Below are 17,942 nucleotides of genomic sequence, written 5' to 3' on the forward strand. Positions count from 1 at the left end.
TCGATCAGCTCCTGCTCGTTCTCGACCAGCAGCGCCCGCAGCCGCTGCAACTGGTTGACGCGCCAGTCCAGTCCGCGGGTGACGCCGGTGTTGAATGTCGCACGAAGGCGGCCGACGACCTCCGCGGCAGTTTCGGTCCGGTGCGTCCTCGGCTCGGTCGCCTGTGTTGTGGTCATGGGGTGTGCTCCGTTCTTGATGCAGGCCGCGCCGTCAAAGGCGTTCGTGGCATGCCGTAGTACCGGTGATGGGCAACCCGGTGGATGACGGATGAAGGGTCAGTCCGTGCCTTCACTGTAGCCCTATGTACGCGCCAGCGCGAACATAGGGCAGGGGTTATTCTTTCCTTATGGCCAGTCGCACCTCATCCCCCCTCGTCCACCCCGACACGGACGACCTCGACCTCTTCAAGATCATGAGCGCGCTGACCGACGAGACCCGGCTCACCATCGTCGTCACCCTCTCCGTCTCCCCCGGCCTGGCCTGCAGCGGCTTCACGCAGGACGTCACCGCCTCCGTACTCACCCGCCACTTCCGCGTCCTGCGCGAGGCCGGTCTCATCCGGCAGCACGACGTCGGCACCCGCCGTTTCAACACTCTGCGCAAGGAAGATCTGGACCAGCGCTTCCCCGGACTGCTCGACCTCGTCCTCAAGGAGAGCGTCGGCCGCGTGGAGCCTTACGTGAACGCCGAGTGCGCCTGACCCTCCGCGGCGCCCCTCCGTGGCCGTGACGAACCGGACCCACCGCAGCCAGGCGTCCAGCCTGCGGTCGGCTTCGATCACGTCGAACAACACCCCGTGCGCTGAGCGGCAGTAACCGGTGCCCCAGCAAGGCGATACGCCACCGGCCCCGACGTACCCGCTTACACGGAGGCGACGTACTACGCCGAACCCGGTTCCCCGTCGGCGGAGGCACTACAACTGCTGGCCAGCTGGGGCACCGACGCGACAAGGGCGGGAGCCGGGATGCCGCCGGCACGCACGCCTTGATGAACAGTTGATCATCGGTAGTTGGCTGCGCGCTACGCCCAGCGTCCTTTCGCACGCCAGACACCTCCGGGGGCGGTGTCGGATTACCGTGCGTTGGCGTCGGCGAAGACCTGCTTCCACGCGGACATCGTCATCGGCAGGCCCCACTGGTTCAGCCACACCATCGCCGGCTCCCACCTGCCATCGGCCGTCGTCACCAGCAGCCGGCGCCGCTCCTCCGCATCGAGGCGGGCCACCGGCACCCACCGGCCACCCATCCGCACCCGGGGGGCGGCCGGGTCCTCCACCAGCAGCGACCGGCGCGTCGGGATGTAGAAGCCGCGCGAGCGCCCATAGTCGAGCATCTCGGCCCGGTCCCACTCCAGGTAGTCGCGCACATCCCGCAGCACCGGCACCGGCCAGTACACCGCCCGGCCCGACCTCCCCTTGGAAATCGCGTGCGGCAGCACCGCTCACGCGTTGACGATCCCCGACGCCGCAGGCGGCAGCTCCGGTAGATCGAACACCGTCAGCGCGGAGTGCTCGCACAACCGCAGCCCCGTACGGACCATCGAATCCGCGTACGCCGCGTTCCGCGCCGCCCACCTCCCACGGAACCCGCGCCTCGGCATCTCCTTCGAGTCGAAGCCGCACAGCCCGACATTGCGCCAAAGCCGATACGACTTCGGTGGCAGCCACTTCACCTCGCGCCGTGGCCCCATGTGCGACGTCTCGGCTGGCACTTGCCGCACCACCGTGCCGCCAGCCCCGCCCCGCCACGGCGACCACACCGAAACCGCGCGCTGACGGATGGGATTGGCCCTGACGAGGTCCTGCTCGATCGCCCACAGGTAGAACCGGTTGACCGTGGACACCTCCCGGTCCCAGCTGGTGTCTTCCAGACGAGGCCCATGGTCGTCGCGACGACGCCACCACTCGTACGCCGCCCGGTCATCCATGGTCGCATCGCGCCAGTCACGCCGGCCTCGCGCCAACCACAGGAAGTCGAAGAACGTACGCAGGTCCCGGGCATGGGCGGCCTGGGTGTTCCACGGCGAAGACGCCAGCCACACCGAGAAATACCGGTTCAGCGCCGCGTCGTACACGCCCGCCGGACTGATCAGGAACGGCTGCCCCTCGGGCACCCCCATCTCGTCCAACCCCTCACCGAGATCGGCGAACAGGGCGCTGAACTCCCGCATGAACGGGGTCTCTTCGCGCGGCCACGCCAGGTTTCGACGGGTGAAATGCACTCGCCAACCAGTGATCGACATGACGCTGGACGATAGTCCGTGGACAGCTCAACAGCGCATAAATGAAGTGGGATGGCTACCGGGCACTGCTGGGCCGGTGGGTCGGCGACCCTCGCATGCGTACTGGTGACCGTCACCGTCGCCCCGGTCCTGCTCCTGGTCCGTCCTAGCTTCGCTCCCGCAGGCGGCAAGCAGCACCGCCGCTAGTGGTGACAAACGCGCTGCGCTCGCGCCGACCTGCGGCCGCTTAGGCGGCACGGCGGATGAAGGGCTGTCAATGAGACACGCGTAGTAGCTCACATAAATGGAGAACTCGTGGCGTGCGGCGGCGTCGAACCTGGCCCGGGTCAGTACTTCTTGGTCTGGGTCCTGCTGCCGTGCTCGGTCCCAACCGGGCGGGACCCGACCGGACGAGCCGAGGGTGTTTTGCCACGAGCGCAGCAGCCTGTCGAGCGCCTGCTGCCAGTCTCGGGGTCCGACCCAGGGGGAGGTTGACCAGCACAACGCGAGGCAGCCGCTCGGCTTGAGCCAGGTATGGGCGCGCCGGGCGACCAGAGAGCGCCGGTTCGGAGTCTACGGCCCAGACGTCCGTGAACCGGTCGCGGAGGGGGAAGGCGAGTTGGCCGGTGCCGCAGGCCAGATCCAGCAGGCGTCCGCGCCCTGAGGGGGCGGCCCGGCGTGCGAGGTCGGCGATCAGCGCGTCGGGGTAGGGGAGCCGAAGGCATGACCGAGGTGGTCCGCGCCAAGGCAGACGCCGTCGGCGCAGCCCACATCCGGGCGGTCACCGTCCGTGCCGAAGAACTCGATGCCGAGCCGGGCAGCTTCGAGCTGATCGTCATCGGCTATGGCGTCAGCCCACGGCAGAGGTCACGGCTGTCCGACGAATCGGCGACGAGAGCCTCCACGCTTGTCCGGATGCGCGCGTCCTGCAGCACGGGAAGCCGGAACGCCGCGCCCGGAACGCCGCGCCCGGGACGCTCTCGAGCAGGTCGAGCAGGAGGGACTCTGCGCGTGAGCGCGTGTCCGCTCCCTGTTCCGGCCGGAACAGGGCCGGGCCGCACGGCCGGACTGCTGTTCGAGCTTCGCCCTGTGTACCTTCGTAGCAGGGCGCGAGCTCTACATCTACGAAGGCAAGAGGGCGATGGCACACGCACCGTCCTCGCCCCTGCTGGGCGAGGCTGACCGGAAGGCACGCTGAACATGACCGGGCAACGCGACCGTTGGGCGGAACTGACCGGCGGAGAAGCGGGAGAGGAGTACGCTCAGCGTTTCGCGCGGCTCGCTGAATCAGGCCACGACATCCACGGCGAGGCCGCCTTCTGCGCCGCGCTGCTGAAGCCAGCCGCTCGGATACTCGACGCCGGCTGCGGCACCGGTCGGATCGCGATCCGGCTCGCCGAGCTGGGCCACTACTGCACCGGCGTGGACGTCGACCCCTCGATGCTCGCCGTCGCCCGCCGCGATGCCCCCACGCAGGAGTGGCTCCTCGGTGACCTGGCCCGTCTGGACGCCCTCGACCTGAATCCGGGCTTCGACCTGGCGCTCGCCGCCGGAAACGTCATCCCCCTGCTGGCCCCCGGCACCGAATCAGCCGTCGTCCGGCAGCTGGCCGCCGCACTGCGCCCCGGCGGACTGCTGGTCACGGGTATGGGACTGGACGCGGCACATCTGCCGCTGCCGGAACCGCCGCTGACCCTTACGGAGTTCGACCACTGGTGCGCCCAGGCCGGACTGACCCTGCGGCAGCGCTACGCGACCTGGAGCGGCGATCCCTACTACCAAGGCTGCGGCTATGCCGTCAGCGTGCACTCCCGCCCCACCATGTGAGTCCGCCCTACCAGTGACTGTCCCCTTCGGGTAGAAAAACACGCCTGGGCCAGGGCACAGACGAAGGCTTCGGACGAAGACCGGGGTCCGGCATACTCCGCGACGAGTCGGCTGGTCGGCGATCGCCGACCACGTCGGCGCACGACGGTGGCGCCCGGGCCCGTGTTCGCGTGATCCCACGCCCTGATCGTCTACGCCACGGGGACGGAACATCACCCGAGCTCCGCCGCCGTCCCCGTGTGACGGGGACGGCGAACGTGGCCGCGTACAAGGTGGTTTCTGTGGCGTGGACGAGGCGTCACGCGTAGAGGACGGCCTGGGCCGCGATGTGGACGACGAGCAGGTCGTCCCCGAAAAGCACCAGGGCGACACCGGTGACGGGGACGGCGAACGTGGCCGCGTACAAGGTGGTTTCTGTGGCGTGGACGAGGCGTCGCTCGAGTCCGGTGAGGTCGGCGCCCACGGGGGCAGTGGCGTGGCCGGCCGCCAGGCGAGGCGGCACCGAGTAGTAGCACGGTCGTTTCCGGCACGACGTGCACGGTGAGCAGCGCGTCGTCACCGAAGGGCTCGTACGCGTCCTCCCCGCCTATGCCACGGCCTCGTCCTCGGCCCAAGCCCCCACCACGTCCCCGGCCATGGCCGCTGCCGTCCACGTCGAGCAGGTATCCCACGGCGAACAACTGTCGCGCAGCCCGGCTCGCGCGTCACTCGAAGTCACGAGTCGAAGGAGTCCAGACGCCGTCGACGTCCACCGGGCCGTGCGGACCGAGTGCCTCATTCTGACCCCCTGATGACTCGACGCCGCCCGTGGGCATGACGGGCGGCGCGCGCGAAGACGGGTCACTCCCGGTACTCGTGGCGGCGAGGTTCAGATCCAGAGCGCCGACGGGAGCCGGCCCTGTGTGTCGGTGGGCCGCTCCCGTCGCGCCTTTCGTCACCGGTCAGAAGTCGTCCGGTGTCCTGATGCGGTCGCGGATCCAGACGCCCGCGGGCTTGAGGGAGGACGTGCCGGTCCACGAACCGTTGTTGGCGCAGGTCCCCGGCCTGAAGACGGCGCCGCTGCGTTCGTCGTCGGAGAAGTTCCAGTTGACCCAGCTGATCTTCTTGGCCGCCAGCAGATCGAGGTAGCGCTGCGACATGGCGAAGTCGTTCGCGCCCTCACCCGCGTAGTTCTGGGTACCGAACTCGGTGACGAAGACGGGTATGCGGTCGGCCGCGCGGGAGAGAGTCTGGAGGTACTCGTCCCGGTGCGAGTACGCGTAGAAGTGGAACGTGTACATGATGTTGGCCGCGTTCACCTGGTTGTTGACCACCTCGGACTCGTTCGAGCCCTCCGATACGCCGAGCGAGGACCATGCGCGGGTGCCGACCAGGATCGGGGTGTTCGGGTCCTTGGCCCTGATGACGGGGATGAGTTGCTCGGCGTAGCTCTTGATGCGGGACCAGCTCACCCCGCTGGGCTCGTTCGCGATCTCGTACAGCAGGTTGTTCTTGTCGCGGTGACGCTGGGCGATCTCGGAGAAGAAGGTCTTCGCGCGGGCGAGGTTCTGGTGCGGGTCTCCGGGGTCGAGCATGTGCCAGTCGACGATGGCGTACATGCCGCGGGCCGTGGCCTGCTCGATGGCGGAGTGGACCAGGTCGGTGAAGCGGCGCGGATCGGTCTCGTAGCCGCCCTCCTGGACGTACATGGAGATGCGCAGTACGTCGGCCCTCCAGTCGGTGGCGAGAGCGTTGAGCGAGCCGTTGGTGACGCATTGGCTGTACCACTGCAGCCCGTGCGTGCTCATACCTCGGAGCTGGATCGTTTTTCCCTGCTGGTTGCAGAGTTTGGTGCCGCAGACCACGAGCTGTCCGTTGGCGGCGATGGGGGTGGCTGCCGACGGGGCCGTGGTCGCGGGCGGGGGAGTGGGGGCCGCGGGGCCGGCCTGTGCGGTTCCTGGCGTCAGGATGAGGCCGAGAAGGAGCAGCACGGCGACGAGCAGGACGGATCGTGCCGGTCTCATGGGGGACTCCTGGCGGTCTGTGGAGGACGATCGACGGTCGTCGATCGGGCCTATGGGTGCACTAACTGGTAGGAAACTTTCCTAACAGAAAGGGAATTAGCAGTTGGTCCGGACCTTTGCAAGAGATGTGGCAAGACCGCCCCGATGACGTGTCGGCCAACTGGCCTTCCCGACGACGGCGATATCGCTTGGTTCCGACGCGGGATGAGCCCTCATCGAAGCCCGGGCAGTCACGCCTGCGCGACTGCCCCAACTGCCCCAACTGCGCCTGCTGCGCCTGCTGCGCCCGCCGCCCTGCGCGTCGAGCACGGCCACAGTGCTCTCCGCTCCCGCTCTGCACCCAGCGCATGCCCGGGGAATGCATCGAACCCGTGGCCACCCATGGCCATGCGTGTCACACCCCCGCCGCATGCGCGGTCATACGGGTGGAAGCAGTTCATGAGCCCGCTGACCCGAGAAGTGCGGCGATGACCAAGCGCGCTCCCGAGCCTGCGGCGGCGAGGGCCGACTTGGTGATGCCACCCGTCGAGACGAGTGCCGACGCGTAGTCCTGACCGAGGCCCGCTGCTGAGGCGGCTTCAGGGGACTGCCGCGCGGCTCGGTCAGCCAGGCCGTCCTGCACAACGCGACCTGGACAGTCGTGATGATCCGCTCCGGAGAGGAATGAAGCGATGACGACGCTGGACGGGAAACCCGCGAGCAAGGTCGCGCGCGCGGACACCGCCACCGAGGTCCCCGCCACCGAGGTCCCCACTGGCGGGCAGGACGCCTATCGGCAGGCTCCCGCCCAGGTGGCCGCCCGGCTCGGCGTCGCCCCAGGGATGGGGCTGAGCGCGGGGCAGGCATCCGAGCGCACGGCGGTCTGGGGCGCCAACCGGCTGTCCGAACCCGCCCGGCGCCCGGAGTGGCTGAAGTTCCTGGACCAGTTCCGCAACTGGCTCATCGTCATCCTGCTGATCGCCGCCGTGGTGGCCGGAGCCATCGGTGACATCAGGGACGCGGTGGTGATCACCGTCGTTCTGCAGGTCAACGCCGTGCTCGGCTACTGGCAGGAGCGGCGGGCCGAGCGCAGTCTGGAGGCGCTGCGCCGGATGCTGGTGCCCATGGCGAAGGTTCGCCGCGACGGCACCGAGCAGGTGGTGAGGGCACAGCTCCTCGTGCCCGGAGACGTGGTCCTGCTGGAGGCCGGCGACCGCGTACCGGCCGACGGTCGGCTGACCGTCGCGGAGACGGTCGAGGTGGACGAGGCGGCCCTGACCGGTGAATCCCAGCCGGTCGCCAAGGGCTTGACGGCCGTCGACCACACCTCGACCGCCCCGGTGCCGCTCGCCGAGCGCACCAGCATGCTGTTCATGAACACCGCGCTGACCCGGGGCCGTGCCCAAATGATCGTGACGGCCACCGGAATGCGCACCGAAGTCGGCGCCATAGCCGAGGCGTTGCGCACCGGAACGGAGCCGCCGAGCCCGCTCCAGGTCCAACTGGACAGCCTCGGCCGCCGGCTGGCACTGCTGAGCGGAGTCGCGGTCGTCGCCTATGCCCTGAGCGCATGGGTGCGCGGCGAGCCGCTCTCGGACATCGCGCTGCAGGCCGTGGCCCTGGCCGTCGCAGCGATCCCCGAAGGGCTGCCCGCCGTACTGGCCCTGACGCTGGCACTCGGTGTGCACCGCATGGCCCGTCGCGGTGCCATTGTCAAACGACTGGCCTCGGTGGAGTCGCTCGGGGCGGCGACGGTCGTGTGCAGCGACAAGACCGGGACGCTCACCCTCAACGAGATGACCGCGCGGACCCTGTGGACCAGGGGCAGGCTCTACGACGTCACCGGGGAGGGGTACGGGACGACAGGCGCCCTCCGCCGCCCCGGCGCGGATCACACGTCTCCCCCCGACGATCTCCGTGACGCGGTGCTCCCCTTCGCCCTGTGCAACGACGCACGCCTGACCGACGGTTACTTCATCGGTGACCCGACGGAGGCCGCACTGGTCGTCCTGGCGGCCAAGGCCGGTGTGGACGCCGACTGGACGCGTACGGAGCTGCCCCGCGTGGGCGAGCTGCCCTTCGACGGGGCCACCAAGTACATGGCGACCTTCCACACCGAACCCGACGGCCGCACCCGCGTCCACGTGAAAGGCGCGGTCGACGTCCTGTTGGGCATGTGCACCGACGTTCTCACCCAGGACGGTGTGCGCGCCCTCGACGAAGGGCACAGGGACGAGGTCCGCGCCGTGACCGCGCGGCTCGGCGGCGCAGGACTGCGGGTACTGGGCGCGGCCACCGCCCTGATGGACGGCATGCCGAGCGCGTTCACCCCGGCCGCACTGCCCGGCCTGACCCTGGTGTCGATCGCCGGGATCGCAGACCCGCCCCGCCCGCAGGCACGGGACGCGATGGCGCTGTGCCGCACGGCGGGAGTGGCCGTGAAGATGATCACCGGTGACCACGCCGACACCGCGGCGGCCATCGCCCGCGAGCTGGACATCGCCGGTGACGTCATCACGGGCGCCGAACTGGACCGGATGACGGAGGAACAACTCGCCGAGCGCGTCGACGACATCGGTGTGTTCGCCCGTGTCGCCCCGGAACACAAGGTGGTGATCGTACGAGCACTGACGAACCGGGGACACATCGTCGCCATGACCGGCGACGGCGTCAACGACGCCGCCGCGCTCAAGGCCGCGCACATCGGTGTGGCCATGGGCATCACCGGCACGGACGTGGCCAAGGAAGCCGCCGACATGGTCCTCACCGACGACGACTTCTCCACGATCGTGCGGGCCGTCCGCGAAGGACGGGCCATCTACGCCAACATCGTCAAGTTCGTCCGCTTCCAACTGGCCACCAACATCGGCGCGATCCTGACCCTGCTCAGTGCCTCCCTGGCCGGTCTGCCCTCCCCGCTCACGGCGGCCCAACTGCTGTGGATCAACATCATCATGGACGGTCCGCCCGCGATGGCCCTGGCCGTCGACCCCGCCCGGGACGATGTGATGCGCCACCCGCCGCGCGACCCGGGCGAGCGGATCCTGGACGCCCGCCGGCTCCTCGCCATCGGCTGGGCCGGTGCGGTCATGGCCGCGGGCACCGTGACGCTCCTCGCCGTCGCCCGTTCGTACGTCGCCCCGGACACCGCCCTGACCATGGCGTTCACCACGTTCGTGCTGTTCCAGCTGTTCAACGCGCTGAGCGCCCGCACAGACGACGGCCCACTGCTGGGGCGCTACCAGTTCCGCAACCGCGCGCTGTGGCTGTGCCTGGCCGGCGTCCTCGCCGTACAGGTCGCCGTCGTCCAGCTGCCCTGGGCAGGCACGGTCTTCGGGACCGTGCCGCTGACCGTGACCCAATGGGCCCTGTGCCTGGGCACCGCATCCACGGTGCTCCTCGCCGAATACGTCCTGCGCGCCGCACGGTCGGCGCTGCGCGACCATCGTTGTCACACCATGGCGCGCTGACTTGTCTATGTGCTGACGGCTGAGGAACAGAGGGAATCATGCGTGAGATCCTGATCGTCGGTGGTGGCTACGCGGGCTTCTACACCGCGTGGGGCCTGGAGAAGTCGTTGCGGGCGGGCGAGGCGAGGGTGACGGTCGTCGACCCGCGCCCGTACATGACCTATCAGCCTTTCCTGCCGGAGGTGACGGCCGGTTCGGTCGAGGCACGTCATGCCGCTGTGTCGTTGCGGCGTCATCTGCGTAGAACCCGGCTGGTCGCGGGGAGCGTGACGGAAATCCGGCACGCGGACCGGGCGGTCACGGTCCGGCCGGTGGACGCAAGCGACTACGAACTGCGCTACGACATCCTCGTCGTCACCGCCGGCGCTGTGACGCGAACCTTCCCCATACCCGGTGTGGCACAGCAGGCCATCGGCCTGAAGCACGTGGAGGAGGCGGTGGCCGTCCGCGACCGGCTGCTGACCGCGTTCGACCAGGCGGCGTCACTGCCGCCCGGCGCCGGGCGGCGAAGGCTGCTCACCGTCACCTTCGTGGGCGGCGGATTCTCCGGAGTCGAGGGCTTCGGCGAACTGCTGTCGCTGGCGACCGCGATGCTCAAGTACTACCCGGAGTTGAGCCTGGAGGACCTGTCCTTCCACCTGGTCGAGGCCCGGCACCGGATCCTGCCCGAGGTGAGCGACCGGCCGGGGGAGTGGGTGGTGCGCTCCTTGGAACGCCGGGGCGCACATGTGCACCTCGACACACAACTCGTCTCCGCCGTGGACGGGCACGTCGTGCTCTCCGACGGAGAGGAGTTCGACTCGGAACTGATCGTCTGGACCGCCGGCAACGCCTCGAACCCGGTCGTGCACAACCACACGGACCTCCCGGTGGACGAGCGGGGCCTACTCGTGGTCCGGCCCGATCTCCGCGTGGGCACCGACAGCGAGCCGATGCCGGACGTATGGGCGGCCGGGGACGATGCGGCAGTTCCAGACCTGGCGCTGCCGACACCGGGGGCGCGGACGGTGCCGAACGCCCAACACGCCGTGCGGCAGGGCAAGCGCCTCGCCAAGAACATCGCGGCCCACCTGCACGGGGGCAGGATCCGCAACTATCGCCACGGGAGCCTGGGCGTGGTGGCGACGCTGGGGCTGGGGCGAGGCATCTTCCAGTACCGGCGCATCGTCATCAAGGGATTTCCCGCCTGGCTGATGCACCGGGGATATCACGTCCTGGCCGTGCCCACCTGGGAGCGCAAGGTCCGCGTTCTCACCGTCTGGCTCACCGCGGCCCTGTTCGGCCGGGATCTGGTCTCCCTCGCCTCCGTCCAGCACCCACGGGACGCCTTCGTCACGAGCGGCAACCCGCGAACTGCTTCCCTCTCTGGAGCACACCATGGACGCGAGTGACGAGGCCGCACGCGGCCTGACCGCCATCGAGACATTTCTGTACCGGGAGGCTCATCTGCACGCAGCGCACCAGCGCGTGACGGATTTCATCGAGCGGGAGCCCGGTCTGACCCCGGAACAGAAGATCGATATCGAGCGCTGGTACCTCGACGAGCAGACATACGTGGCCCGCATGGTGACGGATCACATCGCCGACAGCATCAGCGCGGTGCACGAACAGCATCGCGTCCGCCTCGGGCGCTGGCTGAGAGGCACGATGACCGCGATGACCCTGATCACCGTCGCGATGGTCGGGCTGTGCGTGGTGATCGTGGAAACGGTGAGCTGAACCACCGGGCGTGCCCGAGCAGGCAGACGGGTACGTCTAGGAACGCTTGGCGCGGTACAGGCCCCGGCCGGCCCGCTGGACACGGGAGGCGCCGACCAGGCGGTCGAGGGTGCTGCGGACACCGTTGATGCTTCCGCTGTCGGTGTCACGGCCGAGCGCCGCAGCGACATCGCGGGCCCGTACGTCGGCATCGCCGACGCCCGCGAAGTACTCCATGATCTGCTCGGTGAGCTTGCCGTACGACTTCTGCCCGTGTGTGTCGGCGTCGGTGTCAGTGGGCTCGGCGGAGCCGCGGTCCGTCTGCGGTTCGGCGATCGTGGCCGGGTTGTTGCGCAGCAAGGGCTGGAGGGCACCGAGGGCCCGCTGTACCGAGCCGAGATGGGCCACGACCGCGGCCAGTTCCCTCTCCAGCGCCTGCTTCTGGATCTGCAGGCGGGTCAACTCGTCCTGAAGGCTCTCAGCGGTGACCTCAATGCTGTGCCCCGTTACAGAGACCATGTGTTCCTCTCCATCCGCAACTCCCGCCATCATAGGCAGTGAGTGAACACATGGTTGTCAGAAACCTGATGGCGCAGCTCGTCGGAGGGTCACACACCCCCCACCGTAGAGGCGAGAGGGGCTGCGAAGCGGGAACGTGAACCGAGGAACGCGGCGATCTTGCTCGGGCTGAACACCCACATCAACTTGTGGATGCCCTCCGTCGAGGCGGCCATCGTCATGAACGCGATGGGTTGGCCGGCTCGGTAGACCATCACGCCCGTACAGCCGTTGGCGTCGACGAACCGGGGCTCCGCTTCCCGCCAGAGCTTCGGATAGGTCACCATCTTGGCCACACGAGCACGGCCCAGTACGGGTATACGAGCGCAGCCCCGCATTCCGTTGCCGTCGGACAGGCTGACGGTATCGGGGGTGAGGAGGGCCTCCAGTGAAGCCACATCCCCCGTTTGGGCCGCTGAGACGAAGACGCTGAGGAGACGTCGGTGCTCGGCCGTGTCCACGCTTCCCCGCTGCTCCTCCGACAGATGCTTCCGCGCACGGCTCACGATCTTCCGTACGTTGACGAGGCTGAGGTGCAGGATCTGAGCGATCTCCGGGTAGGCGTAGTCGAATGCCTCGCGCAGTACGTACGCGGCGCGTTCCGTGGGGTTCAGCCTCTCCAGCACCAGCAGCATCGCCAGTTCGAGAGCTTCCGCGCGCTGCGCCCCCAACTCCGGGTCCGAGCTGGTGTCGACGGGTTCGGGCAGCCACGGTCCGATGTAGGTCTCCCGACGCACCCGCGCGGATTGCGCGACGTTGATGGCCAGGCGGGTCGTCGTGGTGGAGAGGAAGGCGACCGGGCTGATCACCACGGAGCGATCGGTCTTCTGCCAGCGCAGCCACACTTCCTGGACCACGTCCTCGGCCTCGACCGCGCTGCCGAGCACACGGTAGGCGATTCCGAAGAGACGCTTCCGGTGCTGCACGAAGACAGAAACAGCATTTTCGAGATCACTCGTCGTGGGGGACGGTTCGAGATCCATCGGCCTGCGGTCTCCGTTGAAAGTCACGGTTGCTCCAATCGCGTCTGCCTCACTAGACCGAGCAGGGCGCGTTTTTGTGACAGTGGTGGCGCAGTGGGAAGTGCCGGCCGTTCCAGGACGGCCGGTGTTCAGCCTCCGGCAGACACACGGTGTTCTCGTACGGTCGGCATGCCCCGCCGCTCACGTGCGGAACGGCGGGACGTCGTTGTCACTCGGTGCGCAGGCCCTCCGGGCGCATCATCCGCCACAGGGGTGGCAGGCTCACCAGGGTGACGAGCAGGACCAGCACCCCGCCCGCCCCCGCGTAGGGCAGGAAGATCCACCAGTCCTTGGCTTCTTTGTGCAGCATGCTGAGCATCACATGGCCCAGCGTCAGTCCGCCGACGGAAGCGAGCAGAGTGCTGACGACGACCGGGACGGCTGTCTGCCACAACACCGACCAGGCCAGGGTGGAGCGCCGGGTGCCGAACGCGACGAGGACCGACAGCAGACGCCTGCGCTCCCGGAGTTGCTCGAGCTGGGACACCAGCATGCTCGCGGCGATCAGGACCAGCATCAGCGTGCCGCCGACGAGCAGGCCGGTCTGGATCGACTCGTAGTCCTTGTCACGCTGTCGGTTCTGTCGTTCCCGCACCGCGATGGTCGGATCCACCTCGGCAGCCGTGTTGCGGATCTCGTCCGCCACGTCGGTCACGCGGGGATTCGTGAGCACACCCGCCCAGGTGGAGGCCCCTGGAAGGGGACCGTCCGGCAGCGCGCCCGGGGTGGCCAGGATCCCGTCGTGCCTCTCACCCAGGGGGTCGGGCACGGTCGAGACCACGGGGCTGTCCGCCGGCAGCGTCCATCGGACCGCGCGAGTCGAACCGGAGCTGTAGTCGTCGAGGGTGACGGCCTTGCCGGGCCTGGCCGTCTGATCGACATACCGACTGCCCGCGGTATCACCGGGATTGTGCGCGACGAAAGTGTCGCCGTCGCGGCACGAGGGCAGGCGGGCCATCTTCCGCAGCTGGGCGCAGTCGCCGACGGTCAGGGACGTCACCGACCTCTCAGGACCGCTCACGTACGCCTGGGTGAAGGCGAACGCCGTTGTCACGCCCGGCGTACGACGCAAGCCCTCCTCCAGCCGTGCGGTGGTGGCGGCGACCCCGTTCCCCGATATGAGGGTGAGGTCCGGAGTCCGGGCGGCGCCGGTGCTGCCGCTGCCTCCACTGCCGGAGGGGGTCATGAAGCTCTGCTGCATCGCACCGAACATCAGCTGGAGCACGATCGCTCCCGCCGTGGCCACCATGATGCCGCTGACGGCGCGTGACGCGGATCCGCTCGACAACTGCAGGCGGCGCACGGCGAGTTGCCACGGCACGGGGCCGCCCCGCAGGTGGGCCACGGCCGCCTCGACCAGCCAGGGCAAGAGCCCCGCCAGGCCGACCAGCACCAGCGTCACCCCGGCGGCGACAGGGATCGTGCCGATCTCCTGGGACCGAGCGGTGACCCGGTCGGTGAGCAGGAGAACCGCCAGGCCCAAGCCCGGCAGAACCAGCCGCCACCACAGTCGCCTTCGGCGCAGGCGGGCGCTGCGGACGACGCCCAGCGGTTCGACGGATATCGAGCGCATCGCGGAGAGGGTCACCGCGACCGAGGCGAACGGCACCACGACGGCGACGAGTACGGCCAGGTCGAGGCGCGGGACGATGTCGCTCGGGTAGGCGCCCACGTCCCAGAGCCGGACGTACGCCGCTGCCTGACGGGCCACCAGAAAGAGCGCGGCGCCGAGAACGACCCCGAGGACCGAACCGAACAGGGCCTCACCGGCGGCGATCCGGGCGACCATCGGACGGTCCGCGCCGACCAGCCGCAGCGCCGCCAGCCGCCGGTCCCTGCGGTCGCCCCCGAAGCGCACCGCCGTGGCGATGAAGATGCCGACGGGCACCAGAAGCACGACGCACACCGTCACCACCAGCACGTACAGCAACGCGTCGAGGGAATCGTGGCGGGGGACATACCCGAAGCGCGCGGCGCGTACGGCCCCGCCGTCGAGACTGATGCGATCGGTGCCCGCGTAGTAGTGCAGTTCGCTCGCGTCCAGCAGACCCGAAGGTGCGATGGTGCCCACGATCCGGTAGTCCAGACGCTCCTTCAGCAACGCGCCCGCGGGCGTGTCCAGCAGCTTCCGCAGAGCCGGGGAGACGACCATCTCGCCGGGGGAGGGGATTTTCGCGACGCCGGGCGGGGCGGGCGCACGTGGACCGTCGGCACGCAGGAACATGCCGCCCACACGGTCGGACCGGAAGTCGGTGTCACCCGAGTCCCACAGGAAGGAGGAGTCCGATAGCGGTACCGAGGACTCCGACACGGCATTGGACGGCCGGCGGGCGTCGCCGCGCTCGGTACGGGCGGACAGGACGTCCGGTGTGGACGCGGCGAGCAGCAGCAGCGCCACGCCGAGCGCCACCCCGGTGGCGGTGAGGACGGTCCTGGCCCAGCTTCCCCGGCCCCCGGCCGCGGCGAAGCGTATGCCCAGGCCGAGTTCACGGATCCACGCGCTTGCTCCGCCGGGCCTCTTCATGCCGCCCGGTGCGGGTGAGGCGGCACCGGTGCTGTGCGTACGGTCGTCGGGGGTCATACGACGGGCTCCATGTCCCGGGACCGCCCGTCCCGTACGACGATCTCCCGGTCCGCGTAGGCGGCGACGCGGGCCTCGTGGGTGATGAGGACGACGGCGGCGTCCGTGGACCGGGCGGCGTCCGTGAGCAGCCGCATCACACGCTCGCCGTTGAGCGAGTCGAGCGCGCCGGTCGGCTCGTCGGCGAAGAGCAGACGGGGGCTCGTGACCAGGGCACGGGCGACGGCGACGCGTTGCCCCTGGCCGCCGGAGACCTCGCCCGGGCGCTTGGCGGCGAGGTCGGCGACCTCCAGGCCTTCCATCCACTGCAGGGCGGTGCTCTCGGCGGCCCTGCGTTGCGTGCCGTTGAGGCGTAGGGGCAGCGCGACGTTCTCGACACAGGTGAGCTCGGGCACCAGCTGGCCGAACTGGAAGACGAACCCGAACTCGCTGCGGCGCAGCATGCTGCGTTCCGTGTCGTTCATCGCCGAGAGCTCGCGGCCGCCGTAGGTGATGGTGCCCGCGTCGGGTGCGACGATGCCGGCGAGGCAGTGCAGCAGGGTCGACTTGCCGGAGCCGGAGGGGCCCATCACGGCGACGACCTCGCCCGGCCGGACGGAGAACTCCGCACCGTCCAGCGCCTTGGTGGGTCCGTACGCCTTGTGCAGACCGTCGGCGACGAGTAGGGAGCCCGGGGACGTCATACGGCCACCGCCTTCCCGAGTGGGCCGAGAGGGGCCGACGTGCGGTCGCGGCCATGGCGAAGGCCGGGCTCCAGGAGCCCGAGAAGGGTGTTGCTGATTGACATAGCCGGGACTATACATGCGATGTATACATAGTGTGTATAGATGTGGGGTGGCGGGCGCCCTGATGCTGCCGACGGAAAGTGTGTTCATCCAAGATGTCTTCACACGAGACGGTGAAAGTTGTTTCAACGGTGGTTGTGGCGACCTGTATCGCCGGTGGGCGGTTGGTTCCAGGGGCGCAGTTTGTCGGGGTTGAGTACGACCCAGACCTGTACGACGCGCTGGTCGGCGATGTCGAAACTGATGACGGCGGCGACTTGGTGGTGGTAGCGGGCGACGAGTCCGGTGGCGCCGTTGACGGAGTGGGTGGTCAGTGTGGTGCGGGGGCGGTGGGCCAGGAGGGTCAGCAGGCTGTGCGCGACCTGCCTGTCGCCGTGGACGGGCCTGGTCAGTGCCCGGACCTTGCCACCGCCGTCGAAGAACGCGGTGACGTCCGGGCACAGCAGCGAGGCCAGTCGGTCGGCGTCCTCACTGATACATGCCTGGCGAACGGCGTGGGCGAGGGCGTCGTGCTGGGCCGGCGTCGTGGGCCGTGAGCGCCGCAACCGGAGACTGTGGCGGGCCTGGTCGGCGAGTTCGGCGCACTCCGGCGCCGTGCGTCCCACGATGTCGGCGATCGCGTCGGGAGTCATCCCGAAGACGTCGTTGAGTACGAACGCCGCCCGCTCGGCCGGCGGCAGACAGTCCAGCGCGTGCAGCACGACCCGACTGACCTCTTCCGGCGGAGCGGCCGGAGGATCAGCCCCGTCGGCCTTCGTCGCAGCCCTCTCAGTCTCCTCGGCCCCGTCGGCCCCGTCGGCCCCGTCGGCCCCGTCGGCCCCGTCGGCCTTCTCGACCCTCTCGGCGGATTCCGCCGCGGAGGCGGTGTCACCAGCCCGGCCGGGCATGGCCAGCCGGCCCAGGCAGAAGCCGCCGGCCGTTCTCGCGAGCCAGGACCGGGGCAGCGTGATCTGCCGGCGGACGGCGTCGGACAGCCCGTACCACCGCCGGTACGTCTCGTCGACGACTCTCTCGGCCTCGCCGGGACTGCCCAGCATCCAGTAGGCGACATCCAGCAGATACCGACGCTCCTCGACCAACTCCGCGATCGGCACCGCCTCAGCGTGATCCATACAGCAGCCTTCCTCTCACACCGCCCATTTCTCGCCTCGATCCGATAGACCGGAGACACGCGGATCCTGTGACATGGCCTTTCACCGCTTACCCGAGGCCGCACAGCCCAACGGTGTCCGGCGAAGGCCCTCGGCCACACGAATCGCACGGATCGTCCTATTCGGCGCCACCGGGAACTCGGCCGGATGTCACACTCGCGCCGGCTGCCCGGTCTCAGGTGGCAGCCCCCGGCACCTCTTCGTAGAGGCGGGACACTCCATGATCCGTTTCCGGGGCCTCCGGCCGAATGACGAACCCTGGAGGTTTGCTCCCATGGCTGCTGGACGAGGAGACGACGCCCTGCATTGGCGCGAACGGGCGGTTTGCCTACGCGTTGATCCCGATCTGTTCTTCCCCATAGGCGTGAGCGGCCTGACGCTCGCACAGGTCGACGAGGCCAAGGGCGTCTGTGGCCGTTGCCCTGTCGTCGAGCAGTGCCTCGACTGGGCCATGCGGGTAGGGCAGGTGGAAGGCATCTGGGGCGGCACCACGGAGAGCGAACGCCGGGCGATGAGGCGACGAGGGGCCCACCGCGTCAGGGGCACGATCACTACGGCGGGGTAGCGTCTCCGCGGCCCGGCATGTCACATCCGCGCCTCATGCCCGGTCTTACGGGTGGAAGAAATACATGAGCGTCGTGCGGAATC

Annotated in this window: 16 protein-coding genes and 1 pseudogene; 8 read left to right on the forward strand and 9 right to left on the reverse strand. The window is 69.1% G+C overall.

Annotated features, from left to right (window positions below; genetic code table 11):
• Positions 1–346 precede the first annotated feature (346 nt).
• Complete coding sequence (locus ACFU53_RS13340; RefSeq protein ID WP_060895109.1) at positions 347–700, forward strand: helix-turn-helix transcriptional regulator; 354 nt, start codon at positions 347–349, stop codon at positions 698–700.
• A gap of 174 nt (positions 701–874) precedes the next feature.
• Positions 875–988: pseudogene (locus ACFU53_RS13345) on the forward strand (transcriptional regulator); the annotation flags it as partial.
• Between the two features lie 83 nt (positions 989–1,071).
• Here the strand turns inward: ACFU53_RS13345 and ACFU53_RS13350 are convergent.
• Together ACFU53_RS13350 and ACFU53_RS13355 are read right to left on the reverse strand one after the other, a co-directional pair.
• Complete coding sequence (locus ACFU53_RS13350) at positions 1,072–1,395, reverse strand: hypothetical protein (RefSeq protein ID WP_383990276.1); 324 nt, start codon at positions 1,393–1,395, stop codon at positions 1,072–1,074.
• A 45-nt stretch (positions 1,396–1,440) separates the two neighbouring features.
• The gene (locus tag ACFU53_RS13355; protein ID WP_383990279.1) at positions 1,441–2,169 is read right to left on the reverse strand and encodes a site-specific integrase; all 729 of its coding nucleotides are present in this window, start codon (positions 2,167–2,169) and stop codon (positions 1,441–1,443) included.
• Between the two features lie 123 nt (positions 2,170–2,292).
• On the opposite strand from ACFU53_RS13355, the gene ACFU53_RS13360 reads away from it, so the two are divergent.
• Both ACFU53_RS13360 and ACFU53_RS13365 read left to right on the forward strand, forming a co-directional pair.
• Complete coding sequence (locus ACFU53_RS13360) at positions 2,293–2,427, forward strand: hypothetical protein (RefSeq protein ID WP_383990282.1); 135 nt, start codon at positions 2,293–2,295, stop codon at positions 2,425–2,427.
• A gap of 993 nt (positions 2,428–3,420) precedes the next feature.
• On the forward strand, positions 3,421–4,047 hold the full coding sequence (locus ACFU53_RS13365; RefSeq protein WP_383990285.1) for a class I SAM-dependent methyltransferase: 627 nt from the start codon (positions 3,421–3,423) through the stop codon (positions 4,045–4,047).
• Positions 4,048–4,345: 298 nt separating this feature from the next.
• On the opposite strand, the gene ACFU53_RS13370 is transcribed toward ACFU53_RS13365, so the two are convergent.
• The gene (locus ACFU53_RS13370; RefSeq protein ID WP_383990288.1) at positions 4,346–4,510 is read right to left on the reverse strand and encodes a hypothetical protein; all 165 of its coding nucleotides are present in this window, start codon (positions 4,508–4,510) and stop codon (positions 4,346–4,348) included.
• Positions 4,511–4,988: 478 nt separating this feature from the next.
• Positions 4,989–6,050 carry a glycoside hydrolase family 5 protein gene (locus tag ACFU53_RS13375; RefSeq protein ID WP_383990291.1) on the reverse strand — a complete coding sequence of 354 codons (1,062 nt, stop codon included), beginning with the start codon at positions 6,048–6,050 and terminating at the stop codon, positions 4,989–4,991.
• A gap of 671 nt (positions 6,051–6,721) precedes the next feature.
• Between ACFU53_RS13375 and ACFU53_RS13380 the strand changes: the two genes are divergently transcribed.
• Genes ACFU53_RS13380 through ACFU53_RS13390 form a run of 3 tightly spaced genes read left to right on the forward strand, consistent with a single transcriptional unit; the run spans position 6,722 to position 11,218 of the window.
• Positions 6,722–9,499 carry a cation-translocating P-type ATPase gene (locus tag ACFU53_RS13380; protein ID WP_383990294.1) on the forward strand — a complete coding sequence of 926 codons (2,778 nt, stop codon included), beginning with the start codon at positions 6,722–6,724 and terminating at the stop codon, positions 9,497–9,499.
• A 38-nt stretch (positions 9,500–9,537) separates the two neighbouring features.
• Positions 9,538–10,890 (forward strand): NAD(P)/FAD-dependent oxidoreductase, encoded by a 1,353-nt coding sequence (locus ACFU53_RS13385; protein ID WP_383990297.1) that lies wholly within the window; start codon positions 9,538–9,540, stop codon positions 10,888–10,890.
• Positions 10,877–11,218 carry a hypothetical protein gene (locus tag ACFU53_RS13390; protein ID WP_383990300.1) on the forward strand — a complete coding sequence of 114 codons (342 nt, stop codon included), beginning with the start codon at positions 10,877–10,879 and terminating at the stop codon, positions 11,216–11,218. The genes ACFU53_RS13385 and ACFU53_RS13390 overlap by 14 nt, the downstream gene beginning before the upstream one ends.
• Before the next feature lie 36 nt (positions 11,219–11,254).
• Here ACFU53_RS13390 and ACFU53_RS13395 read toward each other — a convergent pair whose 3' ends face one another.
• The 5 genes from ACFU53_RS13395 to ACFU53_RS13415 form a co-directional block, all read right to left on the reverse strand.
• Positions 11,255–11,716, reverse strand: a complete 462-nt coding sequence (locus ACFU53_RS13395; RefSeq protein WP_383990303.1) for a hypothetical protein — start codon at positions 11,714–11,716, stop codon at positions 11,255–11,257.
• Positions 11,717–11,805: 89 nt separating this feature from the next.
• Positions 11,806–12,738 carry a sigma-70 family RNA polymerase sigma factor gene (locus tag ACFU53_RS13400; RefSeq protein ID WP_383990306.1) on the reverse strand — a complete coding sequence of 311 codons (933 nt, stop codon included), beginning with the start codon at positions 12,736–12,738 and terminating at the stop codon, positions 11,806–11,808.
• Between the two features lie 208 nt (positions 12,739–12,946).
• Positions 12,947–15,358, reverse strand: coding sequence for an ABC transporter permease (locus tag ACFU53_RS13405; protein WP_383990309.1), 2,412 nt, complete (start codon positions 15,356–15,358; stop codon positions 12,947–12,949).
• Positions 15,355–16,041 (reverse strand): ABC transporter ATP-binding protein, encoded by a 687-nt coding sequence (locus ACFU53_RS13410; RefSeq protein ID WP_383990311.1) that lies wholly within the window; start codon positions 16,039–16,041, stop codon positions 15,355–15,357. Before ACFU53_RS13410 ends, ACFU53_RS13405 begins: the two co-directional genes overlap by 4 nt.
• A 227-nt stretch (positions 16,042–16,268) precedes the next feature.
• Entirely contained in the window at positions 16,269–17,255 is a 987-nt protein-coding gene (locus ACFU53_RS13415) for a sigma factor-like helix-turn-helix DNA-binding protein (RefSeq protein ID WP_383990314.1), read from the reverse strand.
• A 340-nt stretch (positions 17,256–17,595) separates the two neighbouring features.
• On the opposite strand from ACFU53_RS13415, the gene ACFU53_RS13420 reads away from it, so the two are divergent.
• Complete coding sequence (locus ACFU53_RS13420; RefSeq protein ID WP_383990403.1) at positions 17,596–17,859, forward strand: WhiB family transcriptional regulator; 264 nt, start codon at positions 17,596–17,598, stop codon at positions 17,857–17,859.
• Positions 17,860–17,942: the final 83 nt, after the last annotated feature.

Origin of the sequence: Streptomyces sp. NPDC057474 (assembly GCF_042802555.1) — a bacterium.
In the GTDB taxonomy this organism is placed as follows: domain Bacteria; phylum Actinomycetota; class Actinomycetes; order Streptomycetales; family Streptomycetaceae; genus Streptomyces.